This window comes from Dietzia sp. JS16-p6b, assembly GCF_003052165.1.
GTDB lineage: Bacteria > Actinomycetota > Actinomycetes > Mycobacteriales > Mycobacteriaceae > Dietzia.
Genome location: NZ_CP024869.1, coordinates 2899512 through 2915408 on the forward strand (window position 1 = coordinate 2899512; position 15897 = coordinate 2915408).

The 15897-nt window shown below is 70.5% G+C and carries 13 protein-coding genes; 7 read left to right on the forward strand and 6 right to left on the reverse strand.

Annotation, left to right across the window (positions count from 1 at the left end; all coding sequences use genetic code 11):
- Nucleotides 1–128 precede the first annotated feature (128 nt).
- Entirely contained in the window at nt 129–1391 is a 1263-nt protein-coding gene (locus CT688_RS13340; RefSeq protein WP_231750341.1) for an MFS transporter, read from the forward strand.
- Between the two features lie 39 nt (nt 1392–1430).
- Complete coding sequence (locus tag CT688_RS13345) at nt 1431–2177, forward strand: FadR/GntR family transcriptional regulator (protein ID WP_107757294.1); 747 nt, start codon at nt 1431–1433, stop codon at nt 2175–2177.
- A 15-nt stretch (nt 2178–2192) separates the two neighbouring features.
- On the opposite strand, the gene CT688_RS13350 is transcribed toward CT688_RS13345, so the two are convergent.
- The gene (locus CT688_RS13350; RefSeq protein ID WP_107757295.1) at nt 2193–3212 is read right to left on the reverse strand and encodes a Ku protein; all 1020 of its coding nucleotides are present in this window, start codon (nt 3210–3212) and stop codon (nt 2193–2195) included.
- Between the two features lie 87 nt (nt 3213–3299).
- Here CT688_RS13350 and CT688_RS13355 point away from each other — a divergent pair, with 87 nt between their 5' ends.
- Complete coding sequence (locus CT688_RS13355; protein ID WP_231750342.1) at nt 3300–4067, forward strand: sulfite exporter TauE/SafE family protein; 768 nt, start codon at nt 3300–3302, stop codon at nt 4065–4067.
- A 9-nt stretch (nt 4068–4076) separates the two neighbouring features.
- Here CT688_RS13355 and CT688_RS13360 read toward each other — a convergent pair whose 3' ends face one another.
- Genes CT688_RS13360 through CT688_RS13370 form a run of 3 tightly spaced genes read right to left on the reverse strand, consistent with a single transcriptional unit; the run spans nt 4077 to nt 7233 of the window.
- A complete protein-coding gene (locus tag CT688_RS13360) occupies nt 4077–4403 on the reverse strand; it encodes a hypothetical protein (protein ID WP_197431425.1) in 327 nt (108 codons plus the stop codon).
- The gene (locus CT688_RS13365; protein WP_107757298.1) at nt 4403–5779 is read right to left on the reverse strand and encodes an acyclic terpene utilization AtuA family protein; all 1377 of its coding nucleotides are present in this window, start codon (nt 5777–5779) and stop codon (nt 4403–4405) included. The genes CT688_RS13360 and CT688_RS13365 overlap by 1 nt, the downstream gene beginning before the upstream one ends.
- Before the next feature lie 17 nt (nt 5780–5796).
- Nucleotides 5797–7233, reverse strand: a complete 1437-nt coding sequence (locus tag CT688_RS13370) for a CitMHS family transporter (RefSeq protein WP_107757299.1) — start codon at nt 7231–7233, stop codon at nt 5797–5799.
- An 84-nt stretch (nt 7234–7317) separates the two neighbouring features.
- On the opposite strand from CT688_RS13370, the gene CT688_RS13375 reads away from it, so the two are divergent.
- On the forward strand, nt 7318–8343 hold the full coding sequence (locus CT688_RS13375; RefSeq protein ID WP_107757300.1) for a LysR family transcriptional regulator: 1026 nt from the start codon (nt 7318–7320) through the stop codon (nt 8341–8343).
- 58 nt (nt 8344–8401) lie between these two features.
- Here the strand turns inward: CT688_RS13375 and CT688_RS13380 are convergent, their stop codons facing one another.
- The gene (locus CT688_RS13380; protein ID WP_107757301.1) at nt 8402–9838 is read right to left on the reverse strand and encodes an amidase; all 1437 of its coding nucleotides are present in this window, start codon (nt 9836–9838) and stop codon (nt 8402–8404) included.
- 84 nt (nt 9839–9922) lie between these two features.
- On the opposite strand from CT688_RS13380, the gene CT688_RS13385 reads away from it, so the two are divergent.
- Nucleotides 9923–10972, forward strand: a complete 1050-nt coding sequence (locus CT688_RS13385; RefSeq protein ID WP_231750343.1) for a helix-turn-helix transcriptional regulator — start codon at nt 9923–9925, stop codon at nt 10970–10972.
- A gap of 164 nt (nt 10973–11136) precedes the next feature.
- Here the strand turns inward: CT688_RS13385 and CT688_RS17520 are convergent, their stop codons facing one another.
- Nucleotides 11137–11313: a hypothetical protein gene (locus CT688_RS17520; RefSeq protein ID WP_176475023.1), complete on the reverse strand. Its 177-nt coding sequence runs from the start codon at nt 11311–11313 to the stop codon at nt 11137–11139.
- 195 nt (nt 11314–11508) lie between these two features.
- On the opposite strand from CT688_RS17520, the gene CT688_RS13390 reads away from it, so the two are divergent.
- Both CT688_RS13390 and CT688_RS13400 read left to right on the forward strand, forming a co-directional pair.
- Nucleotides 11509–12174 (forward strand): hypothetical protein, encoded by a 666-nt coding sequence (locus CT688_RS13390; protein WP_231750344.1) that lies wholly within the window; start codon nt 11509–11511, stop codon nt 12172–12174.
- 898 nt (nt 12175–13072) lie between these two features.
- Nucleotides 13073–15790 carry an ATP-dependent DNA ligase gene (locus CT688_RS13400; protein ID WP_107757304.1) on the forward strand — a complete coding sequence of 906 codons (2718 nt, stop codon included), beginning with the start codon at nt 13073–13075 and terminating at the stop codon, nt 15788–15790.
- The last annotated feature ends 107 nt before the right edge of the window (nt 15791–15897 follow it).

Below are 15897 nucleotides of genomic sequence, written 5' to 3' on the forward strand. Positions count from 1 at the left end.
TCTCCCTAAATATGCACATGTTTTGCCAGGCGACGACTCCCCCAATCCCCCTCACCGAGAAGGTGATTCACTTGACACAAGCTCAACCCACGAAGCGACGGTCCGTTGCGGCCGCAGGTATCGGAACCGTGGTCGAGTACTACGACCTGACCGTCTACGCCTACCTCGCCGTCGTCGTCAGCCCGCTGTTCTTCCCGAGCGACGACCCCACCGCGTCCCTTCTCGCCAGCCTGGCCGTGTTCGCCTCGGCCTACCTCATGCGACCGATCGGCGGACTGTTCTTCGGGCGCCTGGGCGACCGCTACGGCCGCAAGCGCGCCCTGCTCGTCTCCGTGATCCTCATGGGGGTCGCCACTCTGATCATGGCGTTCCTCCCCACCTACGCGGCGGTCGGCGTCCTCGCCCCGACCTTGCTCGTCATCGCCCGTCTGGCCCAGGGATTCTCCGCAGGTGGAGAGCTCGGCGGGGCGCTGACCTACGTCTACGAGATCGTCGGGCCCCGGCGTCGCGGACTGGGCGGATCCATCGTCGCGCTCGGCTCCAACACCGGCTTCGCCCTTGCCGCGATCGTCGTGGCCACCACCTCTGCCCTCACCTCCGATGTCCAGATGACGAGCTGGGGCTGGCGGATCCCCTTCATCGCCGGACTGCCCCTGCTCCTGCTGTGCCTCTGGCTCCGGTCGCGCATCGAGGACACCCCCGAGTTCGAGGAGGCCGCCGCCTCCGCCGATCTGGCCAAGTCCCCGTTCAAGGAACTCCTCGCCAGCCAGCCGTTCCAGGTCCTGCAGGTCTTCGGTCTGGGCATCGCCCAGAACGCCACCGGCTACATGGTGCTCACCTACATCGGCATCCACCTCGTCCGCGAGGGCGGATACAGCCAGACCGCGGTCACGTGGACCGCTGCCGGCGTGATCGTGTTCGTGGCCTCCCTCATGCCGATCGCAGGCCTCCTCGTCGACCGCTTCGGCAGCCGCACCATGCTCACCATCGGCCTGCTGTGGGCGGCCGTGTTCGCCTACCCCGCGATGTCGTTGATGACCGGGCACGGGCTCGGCGTCGCCGGACTGGCATTCGCCTTCTTCGCCGTGTGCACCCCGCTCATCCAGGTCAGCACGGCCCCCGTGTTCCCCGAGCTGTTCGACTCACGGGTGCGCCTCACCGGCGTGGCGCTGGGCTTCAACCTCGCGACCGTGGTGGCCGGTGGAACCGCGGCGTACATCGCGACCTGGCTCATCGACCGGACCGGCGACCCCCTGTCACCCGCCTACTTCCTCATCGGAGCGAGCATCATCGGCGGACTGACCCTCCTCACGATCCGAGGGGCGCTGTACAAGGCGTCCGACCTCCCCGAGGTCGACGAGGAGCGCCCCGAGATGGCACCGGTCCACTAGCGCCATCAGCACTCCGCGCGCCCGATACGCTGGAGAGCGATGAGCCCCAGAGGATCCGACACCCCCCACCCGCGCGGGCGCAAGCTGTCCGCGCGGGTGGGCAACCTCATCGCCGAGAAGATCTTCTCCGGCGGCCTCGTGGAGGGGCATCGTCTCCCCACCGAGAAGGAAATGGTCGAGGAGTACGACGTCGGGCGTACCACTGTCCGGGAGGCACTCCGGCTGCTCGAGAGCCGCGACCTGGTGACGGTCAAAGCCGGCATCGGTGGCGGCCCCATCGCCACGATTCCGCAGCTCGAGTCGCTGGGCCAGACGATGAAGCTGTTCTTCCAGATCAACGGCGCGACCATCAGCGACGTGATCGACGTCCGGCTCATGCTCGAGCCGATCGTCGCGCGCGCCGCCGCCGCGACCGTCACCGACCACCAGATCGACGTCATGCAGGGTGCTCTCGACCGGATCCTCGAAGACCCTCACGACCACGACGCTTTCCAACTCAACAATGCGCTCTTCCAACGCACGGTCTACGACGCGGTCGGCAACCCCGCACTGAAGATCGTCATGGAGACCCTGTGGCTCCTCGTCCGCGACGCCGAGCCGAGCGAGCACCCCCTCGCCACCAGGCTGGAGGCGGCCGAACTCCAGTCCGACCTGCTCCACGCGATGCGCCGCCGCGACCCGGACGCGGCCGAAGCCGCCATGCAGGTGTTCGTCGAGCGCTCCGCCCGGTACTACCGCCGCTACTTGGCCGACGTGATCTCCCAGCCCGTGAAGTGGGAGCTCTAGAGGCGGTGATTGGCGCTACGCGCTCTTCTTGGCCGGCGCCTTCTTCGCAGTGCTCTTCCTGGCCGAGGAACTCTTTGAGGTCGACTTCTTAGCGGGCTCCTTCTTGGCAGTCGACTTCTTAGCCGCTGCCTTCTTGGCGGGAGCCTTCTTGGTTGCCGTCTTCTTGGCCGAGCTCGAGTTGCTCTTCTTTGCGGACGACTTCTTCCCCGAGCCGGAATCCTCGTCGTCGTCGGACTCGTCGTCCGCCTCGCCCCCGCGATCCTTCACGCTCGCGCGCAGGGCGGCGAGCAGGTCGGCAACCTCGTCGTCGCCGTCGTCGTCGCTAGCCTCCTCGCGCTCCTCCACGGTGAACGCCTCCCCGCCGGCGGCCTTGGCCTCGATGAGCTCCTTGAGCTGATTCTGGTAGTCGTCCTCGTACTTCTCGGGCTCGAAATCCGCGGCCATGGTCTCGATCAGCGAGGCCGCCATCTTGACCTCCTGCGGCCGGACCTTGGCCTCTTTGTCCAGGCCCTCCAGGATCGCCGGGCGGATCTCATCCGGCCACAGCAGCGTCTGGAGCATCAGCACGTCCTTGTACACCCGCAGCGCACACAACCGGGTGCGGTTGCGCAGCGTGAACGTGCAGATCGCCAACCGGTCCGTGGACTCCAGCGCCTCTCGCATCAACACATACGCCCGGTTGGAGCGTGACGCCGGCTCCAGGAAGTAGGCGTTGTCAAAGGCCACCGGATCCACCTGATCGGCCGGGACGAACTCCGTCACCTCGATCTCGTGGTTCTGTTCCACCGGCAGCGACGCCAACTCATCTTTGGTGAGGATCACCGTCTCGCCGTCGTCGGACTCGTACGCCTTGGCGATGTCGGAGTACTCGACCTCCTCGCCGTTGTCGTCCCGCACCCGCTTGTAGCGGATCCGCACCCCGTCCTTCTTGTCCACCTGCCGCGCGCGCAGATCGTGGTCCTCGGTCGCCGAATACACCTTGACCGGCACGTTCACCAGACCAAAGGAGACCTCGCCCTTCCAGATGGATCGCATGGGGAGAGTATGCGCCAGAACGGGGCCCGGGGCAGCCGGACCAGGCGCCCCGGCTCGCGCCCACGCCCGCCTGCAATGCTGTTCCCCATGCCCGTCGACGTCGCTCCGCTCCTGCTGATCGTCGCGGCGGCGGCCGTCATCCTGGGCACGGTCCTGCAGCGGGTCAGCGGGATGGGCGTCGGGCTGGTGGTGGCGCCCACCCTCGCGCTGCTCCTCGGGCCCGTCGCCGGGGTGCTGCTGACCAACCTCACCACCACCGTCTCCGCCGTGCTCATCGGCATCACGCTGCGCCGAGACATCGACTGGCAGCGGTACATCCGCCTCGCGCCCCTGATCGTCGTGGGGTCCGTCCCCGGCGCGCTCCTGGTGGGCGCCGCCGACCGCAGCTCGCTCGAGGTGATCATCGGGGCCGCCCTGATAGGCACGCTGCTGATGACAGCCCTTGTCCGCATCCCGCCGGTGAGCGGCGCCGTCCCGGCCGCGATGGCCGGCACCGCCGGGGGATTCCTCAACACCGCCGTGGGCGTGGCCGCGCCCGCGATGCTCGTCTACGCGCAGGCGACCAACTGGCAGCAGCGCTCCTTTGCCGCGACCCTGCAGCCGATCTTCTTCACCATGGGTTTGACCTCGGTCATCACCAAGGTGGGCCTGGGCGCCGCGCCGATCTCCGGACTGCCGCCGCTGCCGGTGATCGGGCTCGTGGTGGCCATGGTGCCGATCGGCCTGCTCATCGGCGGACTCGTCGCGCGGCGGGTCACCTCGGAGGCCGGTCGCAAGGTCGCCGTGGTGGTGGTGACCGCCGGCGCCCTGATGCTGCTCGCGCGCGGGGTCGGGGGCATGGCCGGGGTCTTCTAGGCGGGCCTACTAGGCGGGCCCGTCCAGCCGGTAGCCCAGCAAGTGATAACTCAGCGCCTTGCCGTGGCCGTCGAGCACCGGCGACCCGGTCACCCCGCCCCCCAGCGCGCCGGGCAGGACGAACACCAGAGCACGCAGCCCGGGCAGCAGCCGCCGCACCACGGGCCCGGTGAGGTCCAGCGCGTAGTGGGCGGCCACGGCCTCCGCGGTCAAGGCGCCCGCGAGCAGGTCGTACGCAGCCTGATCCCGGGCCAGGACGTCGAGGATCAGGGTGTCCCCCTTGTCCCCGGTGCGGACGTCGGCGTAGCTGTCGACGGTGCTCATTACGCCGCTCATCAGGCCTCCTCGATGCTGACATGGGTGTGGACCAGCGCGCGGGGCAGGGTGCAGGAGCGGATGGCCAGCACCTCCTGCACGTGCTTCCGGGCGCCGCCGCCCGCGGCCGGACCGTTGGTGTACAGCGACTCGACCTCCCAGCCCACCGCCTCGGCCGCAGCCCGGTCCGGGACGCGGGCCGCCACCCGCAACCGCACCTCGACCGGGTCGCCGGCCTCGGCCAGCCCTCGGAAGGCGGCTCCGGCCCCGATCAGTTCCACCAGTACGGTCTGCTCGTCCAGCCCGTGGACGTCGACCAGGCGGCGGCGCACGATGTCCGCGGCCAGCTCGGCGCGGTCCAGGGCGCGGGGCCCGGCGTAGCTGATCTGCCCCTCCCCCAGCCAGCCACCGCGGAAGCCCAGGGTGACCTTGAGCTCGTCCGGTCGCGCCGTCCCGTCGCCGCCGGTGACCTGCACGCGGTCGGGGCCGACCTGGTCGAGAGTCACGCCGGAGAAATCCGCGACGACGTCGGGGGTGACGTAGGCCGAGGGGTCGCCCACCTCGTACAGCAGCTGCTCGGTCACGGTGCGGGTGTCGATGAGCCCCCCGGAGCCCGGCAGCTTGGACAGCACGGCCTGGCCGTCGGCGGCCACGTCCGCGAACGGGAAACCCAGACGATCCAGGCCCGGGACGGGCTTGGTGACGGGGTCGGCGAAGTACCCGCCCGTCAGCTGGCCCGCGCACTCCAGCAGGTGCCCCACCACGGTCCCCTGGCCGAGCAGAGTGGGGTCCCCGGCCAGGTCCCAGCCGTGCTCGTGGGCGATCGCGCCCAGGTACAGCGCGGGATCGGCCAGGCGGCCGGCGATCACCACGTCGGCGCCCCCGGCCAGCGCCTCGGCGACCGGCGCGGCCCCCAGATAGGCGTTGGCGGAGACCACCTCGTCGGACTCGGCCGACAGCGGCCGGCCGGTCTCCCACAGGACGGGGTCGATGCGGCGCACGGCGTCGAGCACGTCGTCGCCGCTGATCACCCCCACCCGCGTCCCGGTGAGCCCGTGCTCCCGGGCGATCTCGACGGCGAGCGCGCCCGCTGCGACCGGGTCGGCCGCGCCGCCGTTGGTGATGATGGTCGTGCCGTTGCGGCGGCAGTCCGGCAGCGTGGCCTCCACCCGGCGCCGGAGCAACGGGTCGTATCCGTGGCCCGCGCCGGAGATCCGCTGCGCGTTGGCCGCGGCGATGGTCCGCTCCCCGAGGACCTCGAAGACCAGGTAGTCGAGCGCGGCGGAGCGGGCGAGCTCGGCGGCCGGGTCGATGCGGTCGCCCGCGAACCCCGCGCCCGCGCCCAGCCGGATCGTGCGGCCCGGGCCTCGGCCCGTGCGGCCCGAACCGCGGTTCATGATTTCCGGCCCGCGGCTCATGCGGTCGCCCCGAAGGCGATGACGCCGGTCAGCAGCGCCACGACGACCATGACGATGCTCACCAGCCACGCCCAGCCGAACAGCGCCTTGATGTGCTTGCCGATGTCCACGCCTGCCAGGCCCACGAGCAGGTAGAAGGAGCCGGTGAGGGGGCTGATCGGGAAGCCGACCGTCTCCTGGCCGAGCAGCGCGGCCTGCGTCATCTCGATGGAGGACACCCCGTACTGCTCCCCGAGGGCGTTGAGGACGGGAAGGACCCCGAAGTAGAACGCGTCCGGCCCGAACAGCAGGCTCAGCGGGACGCCGAGGATGCCGATGATCACCGGCAGGCCCGGCGCGGCGGAGGAGGGGATCACGGACGTCGCCGCGTCGGCCATGGCCGTGATCATCCCCGACCCCTCGAGGATCCCGAGGAACGATCCCGCGGCGAGCAGGGTGGTCGCCATGAGCATCGCGCCGGTGGCGTGGGCCTCGATGCGGGCGGTCTGGCTCTTGAGTCCCGGGTAGTTGACGACCAGCGCCACCACGACGCCGACGAGGAAGATCAGCTCCGGCGGGGCCACGCCCACGATGAGCGCGGCCAGCACCGCGATCGTCAGCGCCGCGTTGAACCACATCAGGCGGGGGCGGCGCAGCGCGCGCTCCTCCTCGGTGAGCTCGTCGACGCCGGCGGGCTCGGCCTGGTCCTCCGGGGCCGGCTCATCGGCGGGCGGGGTGTCGCCCGTGGTCGGGGGGCCGGCGGGCGTTGTCGTCGTCGTCGTGGTTGTGGTGGTGGTCGCCGCGGCCGGCGCGGTCGTGGCCGGCTCGAACTGCAGGGCCCCGATCCGCCGGGCCTCCCGGGCGCCGAGGAACCAGGCGATGGCCAGGGCGACCACCATGCCGGCGAGCTGGGCGGGGATGAGCGGCACCCACAGGTCGTTGGCGGGGACGCCGGCGGTCGCCGCGGCCCGCGCGGTGGGCCCGCCCCAGGGGAGCAGGTTCATGGTCCCGGCGCCCAGGCCCACGCACACGCTCAGCGTCAGCCGGCTCATGCCCAGGCGGTCGAAGAGCGGGATCATGGCCGGGATGGTGATGAGGAACGTGGTGGCCCCGGCGCCGTCGAGGTGGGCGGCCATCGCCAGCGCGGTGGTGGCCACGCAGATGGTGACCGGGGCGTTGCCCGCCCAGCGGACGATGCACCGGATCAGCGGGTCGAAGAGCCCGGCGTCGCGCATCACCCCGAAGTAGGTGATGGCGAAGACGAACATCACCGTCACCCCGACCACGCCGCCCAGCCCGTCGGCGACGAACTCGCCGATCTCCGCCGGTCCGAACCCGGCGATCAGGGCAAAGACGATCGGCACCCCCGCCAGCGCCACCACCGCCGCCACGCGGTTGGAGAGCAGCAGAGCCAGAATCACCCCGATGGTGAGAAAACCTGCCCATGCGAGCACGAGAGCCCCTTTCGTCGGCTCCACACAGTGTGAGGTGACTCACGTTATGCAGTCCAACATCATTCGGCGATAGATTCATGTGCCATGAGCATGAATCTGGGCGTGCATCACCTCCGGGCCATCGTCGCCGTCGCCCATCACCGCAGCTTCACGCTCGCCGCCGCCGAACTAGGGGTCGCGCAGTCCTCGCTCAGCCGCACCGTGCTGGAGGCCGAGCGTCGGCTGCGCACCCCGCTGTTCCAGCGCAGCACCCGCCGCGTCCTGCTGACCAGTGACGGGGAGGCCGTGGTGACCGTGGCGCAGGGTGTGATCGAGCACGTCGACACCGGGCTGGCCCACATCGAGGGCTACCTCGCCGGCACCAGGGGGAGCATCACCATCGCCACGCTGCCGTCCCTGGCCGCGACCCTGCTGCCGCCGATGATCCGCGTCTACCAGCGGCTCCACCCCGACGTGGCGGTGCACGTGGAGGACAACCTCAGCGACCAGGTGACCGAGCACCTGCGCAGCGGGCGGGCCGACCTCGCGCTGACCACGCATCCGGGGGACGGCCGCTCCGGAGGCGACTCGGGCGGCGGCGCGGGCGACGACTCGGCCGGCGGCTCGGGCGGCGGCTCGGAGTACGTGGCGCGGCCCATCGCCACGGACAGCTTCTTCCTGGCCGTGCACCCCGATCACCGGCTCGCCGGTGCCGAGACCGTGGAGTGGAGCGATCTGCAGTCCGAGCCGCTGATCGCCTTCGGCCCGGCCTCCAGCGTGCACAAGGCGGTGTCCGCCGCCCTGGACGACGCCGCCGTCTCCCCCGCCACGATCGTGCGCGCCCAGAACGTGGCCGCCGTCGCCGGCCTGGCCGCCTCGGGCCTGGGCGTGGCGCCCGTCCCGGGCTTCGTGTTGCCGCTCATGCGCTTCGCCGGCCTGACCTTTGTGCCCCTCGTACCGGAGCGCTCCCGCACCATCACCCTGGTCCGCCACCGGGACCGCCCGCTCTCCCCCGCCGTCAGCGCATGGATGGACGTGGTGGACCGGCATCTGGGCTCCGGTCCGGAGGGGCTGCCCGGCGTGCGCTGGGTGCGGCCCGGAGCCGGGCCGGGGGGTGGGGTCGCCGGGTAGGGATGGCCCGGCCCCGTGATGCTCCGGCCGCGCAAACGGAGCACCATGAGGCGAGGGGTCAGACCGTGGTGACGTGGACCCCGGGGCGGCGGGCGGACCAGGGCATCGCGGCCTCGAGCTGCGCCGCCACCCGGAGGAGCATCGACTCCGAGCACATCGGCCCGGCGAGCTGCACGCCGATCGGCAGGCCATCCCGAGACTGCCCCAGCGGCAGGCTGATCGACGGCGTCCCGGTGGTGTTGAACAGCGGGGTGAACGAGAACGCGTCGAAGATCCTGCGGGTCCACCCGAGGTCGTCCAGGTCGGCGTTCGCATCCAGGTAGCCCAGCGGCATGGCGGGGTGGTTGGTCGTGGGGGTGAGCAGGATGTCGTGGTCACCGAAGAACCGGCCCACCTCCCGCGAGACCGCGGTGAACGTCGCGGTGGCCGCCGCCATGTCCAGGACGGTCAGGCCCCGACCGAATTGCACGCACGCCCACGTGGTGGCCTCCAGGTTGTCCGGGCCCGCGGTCGTGCCACTCATCGCCTCCACCCCCATGACCGATTCCGCCAGGAAGGCCGCCCACGCCTTGGCCGTGGCCTGCAGGAACTCCTCCCACTCGAAGGCGGGCGTCGCCCGCTCCACGTGGTGGCCGGCCCCCTCGAGCGTCCTCGCGACCTGCTCCACCGCGGCCACCACCTCGGGGTCGACCGCCGTGCCCGCCCACGAGTCCGTGTGCAGCGCAATGCGCAGCCGGCCCGGATCGGCGCCCACCTCCCGGGCCCACGGCCGTTCCGGCGGGGCGATGATGAACCGGTCGCCCGGGTAGCTCACCGCGACCTCGTCGAGCAGGGCCGCGGCATCCCGGACGGTCCGGGTGACGGCGAACTCGATGGCCTTGCCGCTCAACGCGGTGCTGTCGAGATCCGGGCCGAGCGGTACCCGGCCCCGGCTCGGCTTGAGGCCCACCAGCCCGTTGACCGCCGCCGGGATCCGGATGGAACCGCCCCCGTCGTTGGCGTGGGCCATCGGGATCGCCCCGGCAGCCACCAGCGCCCCGGACCCGCCGCTCGAGCCGCCCGCGCTCCGCGAGGTGTCCCAGGGGTTCCGGGTGGAGCCGTAGACCAGGGCCTCCGTGTTGGCGTTGTAGCCGAACTCCGGCGTGGTGGAGACCGCGACCGTCGCCAGGCCGGCAGCCCGGAACCGCTCCATCAGATGCGTGTCCGCCGGCGGGACCACCCCGTCGGCCAACATCCTCGTGCCCATGCGGGTGGGCACGCCCTCGGCATGGCAGACCAGGTCCTTGATCACGAACGGCACCCCCGCGAAGGTCCCTTCCGAGGCGTGGTCGAGTGGCGTGTCGAACGGCCCCGACGCCACGGCGTTGATGTGCGCGTTGACCGCGGCGATTCCGTCGGTGGCGAGCGTCGCCAATTCGTCCGCGGTGACCTCACCGGCGGCGACCATCGCGGCGAGCGACGTCGCGTCCTGTGCTGAGTATTCCTCGACGTTCACGGGTCCTCCTGGGGTTGGCATCCGGCGCCTCTTACGCCGACTGCCCGAATGGTGGCACCATGTGCTCCAGGTCACATCGGCCGAATGGCCGATGCCCCTTTCCGCCCCGGCCTGCGACGATCGGAGGTGTGCGTGACGCCGGAGATGACGTGGTGGGTCCGTCTCGCCGACAGCGTGCGCGCCGCCGGCCGGGGTGAGGCCCCCCTGGACGAGCCGGTGCGCATGGTCCGCGACGGGCTGGGGTTCGACTGCGCCACGCTCGTCGGGCCTCAGCGGGCCACCACCGGCCAGGCGCACCCCGTCCTGGTGAACCTCGACTACCCCGGCGACGCCATCCGGTTCATCTCCACCACCTACGCGGCGGAGTGTCCCGCGCACCGTTACATCACCGAGCAGCGCGTGGCCGGACGGTTCATCGACCTGCCGTACGACTTCCGCTCCTCGCGCACCTACCGGGAGGCGCTCAAGCCCAACGGCTTCCACGAGGGCCTCACGCTCCCCCTCGGCGTGCTCCGCCCCGGTTCACCCCGCCCGGGATTCCTGGCGCTGAGCTCCACCCACGGCCGGCCACTGCGTGACGAGGCCCTGCTCGGGCTGACAATGCTCGCCAGCGAGATCGCCTCCCTGACCGATCCCCGGGCGACTCGCCCTCCCGCCCCCGCGGACCTCGTGGTGTGGGTGGGCCGCGGCACGCTCGACGTGCGGGTGGGTGACGTGGCCGCCGGCCCCTTCACCGCCAGAGACCTCTCTCGGATCGGGGCTCTGCACCAGCGCACCGGGGCGGCGCTGGGCTTCCGGCACCTCGACGACTCACGGGGCTGGTGGCACGTCACCACCGACGCCGCCGGGGACGGGGTCCTGATCCGCATCCAGCAGGCCGAGTGCGGTGATCACCTCACCCCGCGGGAACTCGATGTGGTGGGTCTGCTGTCCCGCGGGTGGACCAACGACGAGATCGCCACTGCCCTGGGGATCTCCGTGCGGACCACCCGGACCCACGTGGAGGCCGCGCTGATGAAGCTCGGAGTGCCCAACCGGACCGCTCTCGGGCGGGAGGCGCTTCTCCGCGATCTCGACAGCCTCGACGCGATCCGCTGCGTGGCCGAGGCGAGTCACCGCTCGCTGCCCGCGTAGATGGGCACGGGCCCGGACATGCGCGGACCCCGGGCCGCGGGTGCGGTCCGGGGTCCGTGTAGTGCCTCAGGTGGAGTGCGCGACTTGTTGCGGGCGCGACTTGTTGCGGGCGCGTCAGGCGGCGCGCGGCCGTGCGTGCCGGGTGGCCGGGAGAGGCCTCCCGGTCAGGAGATGCCGCCGAGGAGGTCGGTGGGCAGCATCCCGGTCAGCGAGTCGGTGCCGCTGCCGTTGCCACTGCTGGCCCCCTGGAGCAGCGAACCCAGGCCGAGCGATCCCAGGATGGGGGCGGCGAGCGAGCCGAGAGCGAGTGAGCCGAGCGAGCCGATGGCGTCTGAACCCATGAGTAGGCGTCCTTTCGGGTGGGTGCGGGTGACGCGGCGCGGTGGGCGCCTGCCCTACCGACGGTAGCAGCGGTGTGCCGCATATCACACCGCCGCGCGCATTGTTGCGGCAGGCCCCGACCGCAACTTCGGAAGTCACCGGGCGAAATGTGACAGGCCGCTCCGGGATCGCCCCCCGTCGTACAGAATCGTGGCGTGAGAGAAGTCGACCTTCCCCATCCCGACGCAATGTCCCCCAGGTGGTCCGCACTGGCCGCGGTGCTCGCCGCGTACGGGCCGCGCTGGGCGGAATCGGCCTACGCGAACGAGTCGACGTGGCATTACGACGACGGCGGCGGCAACTGGGCCGACATCCGCTTCGCCGGCGAGGGGCGGGCGGTGCTCCTGGGTCACGACCACGAGTACTCCACCACCTACTTCCGCGCCGCTGCCGAGTACTTCGGGGAGCCCGAGACCGACCTCCTGGCGGGATGCCCCGCGTGGTGGGCCGAGGCGATCGGTGACTACCTCGAGCGCATCGACTCCGAGGGCATGTGGATCGGGTTCATCTACGGGTACGACGGCGGCACGTGGACGCGCGCTGACTACGACGCCGACGACGGCTTCACCGCCCTGAACCTGCCTGCCCTCGACGACCGGGCCGTGCTCAAGCAGATCACCGAGCAACTCTCGATGTCCATCGGCGGCCGCCCCGCCGGCGCGGCACCCGCCCCGGCCCTCCTCGACCGAATGCTCGCCGAATGCCCCGACCTCAGCGCTGACACCGCGCAGGCGCTCCTGGGTGGGCGCGGGCTGGATGTCGACGCGGCCCTGCGCGCAGCGCACCAGTTCCGGCGGGGGCCACAGGAGCACGCCACGTAGCGAAGACCGTGAGTGTCTGCCTGGCGCCATACGCTGCCCGCGATGTCTGACAATGCTGTGAGAGTGGCCTATGCCGATGAGTCATTTCGCGAGGCATCGAACGGCGGGTTCTACGTCCTCGCCGCGGCGGTGTGTGAAGACTGCGTCCGTGACACGGTTCGTGCGGCCATGCAGATGCTTCGAGGAAGACGACAGACGCCCACACTGAATTGGAACGAGATGGACGCCAGTCAGCGGACCACTGCTGCGGCGACAGTCGCTGCTTTGGATGGCTTCCATATCGTCGCGATCGGAACACCGGTCCCCCGTACCCGCCAAGTGCGCGCACGAGCGAGACGTCGCAACAGTCCGCGGTGCTCGGTTCTCGCTCCCCAAGGGTTCGCGCTTCCACGTCGAGCACGTGCCCGGCAGGCAGGAGCCTAAACTGTGGTCTGCCGATCTCGTGGCCGGCGCAGTCCGCGCTAGCCGTCAGGGCGACGCGACTTTTCGACGAGAACTGGACCACTGCTTGTACGAGATTGACCTGGATACCCGCACCTGACGAACTCCGGACATGCGTAAGGCCAGGGTCCCGGTCTGCCCCGGGTGCACCTGGCCTTGCGACTCGCCCGGCACCCGCGGTGCCGCGCTCTCGACTCACGGTACCCGGCCGCATCCACGGTGCAACACCTCTGCACTCACTCGCCGCGGAGATCCTGACCAAAGTGGACCGAGGGTAGTTCGCGTGGTCGATCACGCCGGTGCATTGACCATCCGACCTCAAGCCGGGGTCGGGGAATGTCGCACCGGGCGGGCATCTACACCGGTTCTACCTCGCTGACTCGGGGTGACGCCCTATGCCCGCAGAGCATCCCCGTAGCCGGTCGCCATTGTCCGACTCGAGTGCCAGAGTGGACCCATGGCGAGCAAGGGCGGCAAGGAGTCGGTCGAGGTCGACGGGCGGACGATCCGTTTCACCCACCCCGACAAGGTGCTCTACGAGGCCACCGGCACCACCAAAGCCGATGTGCTGGAGTACTACCTCGCGGTGGCGCCGCTCCTCATGACGTACGCCGGTCAGCGTCCCGTGACGCGCAAGCGCTGGCCCGACGGCACCGAGGACAAGTCCTTCTTCGAGAAGAACCTGCCCTCCCACACGCCCGACTGGGTCTCGCGGGTGGCGATCGAGCACTCCTCGCGCACCGTCACCTACCCGGTGCTCGACTCCCCCGCCACGCTGGCGTGGTTCGCCCAGCAGGCCGCGCTCGAGCTCCACGTGCCGCAGTGGACCCTGACCGACGGCGAGCCGGGGCGGACCAGGCGGATCGTCATCGACCTGGACCCCGGCCAGGACGTCGACCTGGACACGACGGCGAAGGTCGCCCTGCGCGTCCGGGATCTCCTCACCGAGGCGGGCCTGGCCTCCTACGCCGTGACCAGCGGATCCAAGGGCATCCACCTCTACGCCCGGCTGGACAAGGCCGTCACCGCCAAGGGCGCCTCCGCGGTGGCCAAGCAGATCGCCCAGTCGCTGGCCAAGCAGACCCCGGACCTGGTCACCGCCACCATGAAGCGCTCTATCCGCGACGGCAAGGTGTTCGTGGACTGGAGCCAAAACAGTGGCGCCAAGACGACCGTCGCGCCCTACTCCCTACGCGGGCGCGCCGAGCCGTGGGTTGCTGCCCCGCGCTCGTGGGAGGAACTCGGTGACGGCGGGCTCACGCACCTGCACTGGGACGAGATGCTCAAGCGACTGGAGTCCGAAGGCGACCTGCTCGAAGGCCTTGAGGGACCCGCGAAGAAGGGCGGCGGGTCGAAGAAGAATGCCACCAAGAAGTCCGCCACTAAGAAGTCCTCGGCATCGCGAGAGAAGAAGTCCGCGAGCAGCAAGAAGTCCTCGTCGTCCTCATCGGATGACGGGGACCCCGAGCGCGGCAGTTCCGATTCTTCCGGCGCCGATTCCGGCGACTCCGACTCCGGCAGCGACGACTCCGGCAGCGACGACTCCACCCGCGCCGCAGCCGAGGAAGGCTGCGACACCGGCCCCACCGACGCCGACGCCGTGGTGACCAGCCTCGAGGAGTACCGCCGCAAGCGCGACCGCCGCAAGACCCCGGAGCCGTTCGACGGCGAGGTCGAGACCGACCGCTCCGACGACGACGGCCCGATCTTCGTAATCCAGGAGCACCACGCCCGCCGCCTGCACTACGACCTGCGGCTCGAACATCACGGCGTGCTGGCGTCGTGGGCGGTGCCCAAGAACCTGCCTACCGAACCGAAGGACCGGCGGCTGGCCGTCAACACCGAGGACCACCCGCTCGGCTACGAGACGTTCGAGGGCACCATCCCCAAGGGCGAGTACGGCGCCGGCCACATGACTATCTGGGACCGCGGAACCTACGAGTGCGAGAAGTGGAAGCCCGACGAGATCATCGTGTGGCTGCACGGTGAGAAGGTCTCCGGCCGGTACGTGTTGATACGCACGAACGCCGAGAAGAACCAGTGGATCGTGCAGTATATGAAGGACCAGTCGCCGGACTCGTTCTACGGCGGACGCGACAACCCCAAGTCGTCGTACCCCTCGGATAACGACCGCTCCGGGGGGTCAGACACGTCGCGGTCCCGCGAGTCGGGCGACTCGACTACCCGCCGTTCGGAAGCTGGGCAGAACCGCGACTCGGACATGGCCGATCGCCCCGACTCTCCCCCTCTGCCGATGATCCCCACCTCGGGGTCGGTGACATCCTTGCCCGAGGACACGTGGGCCTTCGAGGGCAAGTGGGACGGCTACCGGGTGACCGTGGCGACCGATGGCCGACAGAGCAGGGTGATGAGCCGCAACGGCAACTCGATGGACTGGCTGGCCGACGGCTTCCCCGGGCTGGCGCAGGCGATCGGGAAGCCCGCGGTGCTCGACGGCGAGCTGGTCGTGCCCGGCCCGGACGGCGTGCCCGAGTTCTCCGCACTGGCCAAACAGGCCGCCGCGGAAGGAGACGACTCGTCGATCGGCCCGGTGCACTTGTTCGTCTTTGACGTCCTGGGACTCGACGGCGTGGACCTCCGCCGAGAACGGTGGGAGCGGCGTCGCGAGGTGTTAGACCTGTTGACGCCGGCACTCGAGGAGGTCGAGCGGGTCCACGTGCCGGGCGTGCTCGACGGACCCGGCGACCGCGCACTGGACGAGGCCGAGGAATTCGGCTGGGAGGGCATCGTGGCCAAACGCCGGGACTCGCACTACCAGTCGGGAAGGCGGGCCAAGACCTGGCTCAAGGAGAAGCTGCTCACCACCACCGAGGCCGTGGTGGGCGGCTGGCGGCCGGGCAAGGGCGGGCGCTCCGGCTCGCTCGGCTCACTGCTGCTCGGGCTGCCCGCGCACACGGGGCTGACCTACATCGGCCGCGTGGGCACCGGCTTCTCCGACCGGCAGGGCAAGGCGCTGCTCGAGGAGCTCGAACCGCTGCGCCGCAAGACCAGCCCGTTCCTCGAGGACCTGCCGTCCGACGCCCGCCGCGACGCCATCTGGGTGCTGCCCAAGCTCGTGGTGGAGGTCCGCCACCAGGGCTTCACCGAGGAGGGGGTGCTGCGGCAGTCCTCATGGCGGGACATCCGCCGAGACAAGCTGCCCGGGGATCTCTAGAGGCAGCTCGAGCGCCGCTGCGGTCACGTGCGTTCTTCGCCGTGTTGCGTTACATGCCCGGCCTACTCGCCTGACCTACTCGCCTGACCTACTCGCCCGGCCTACTC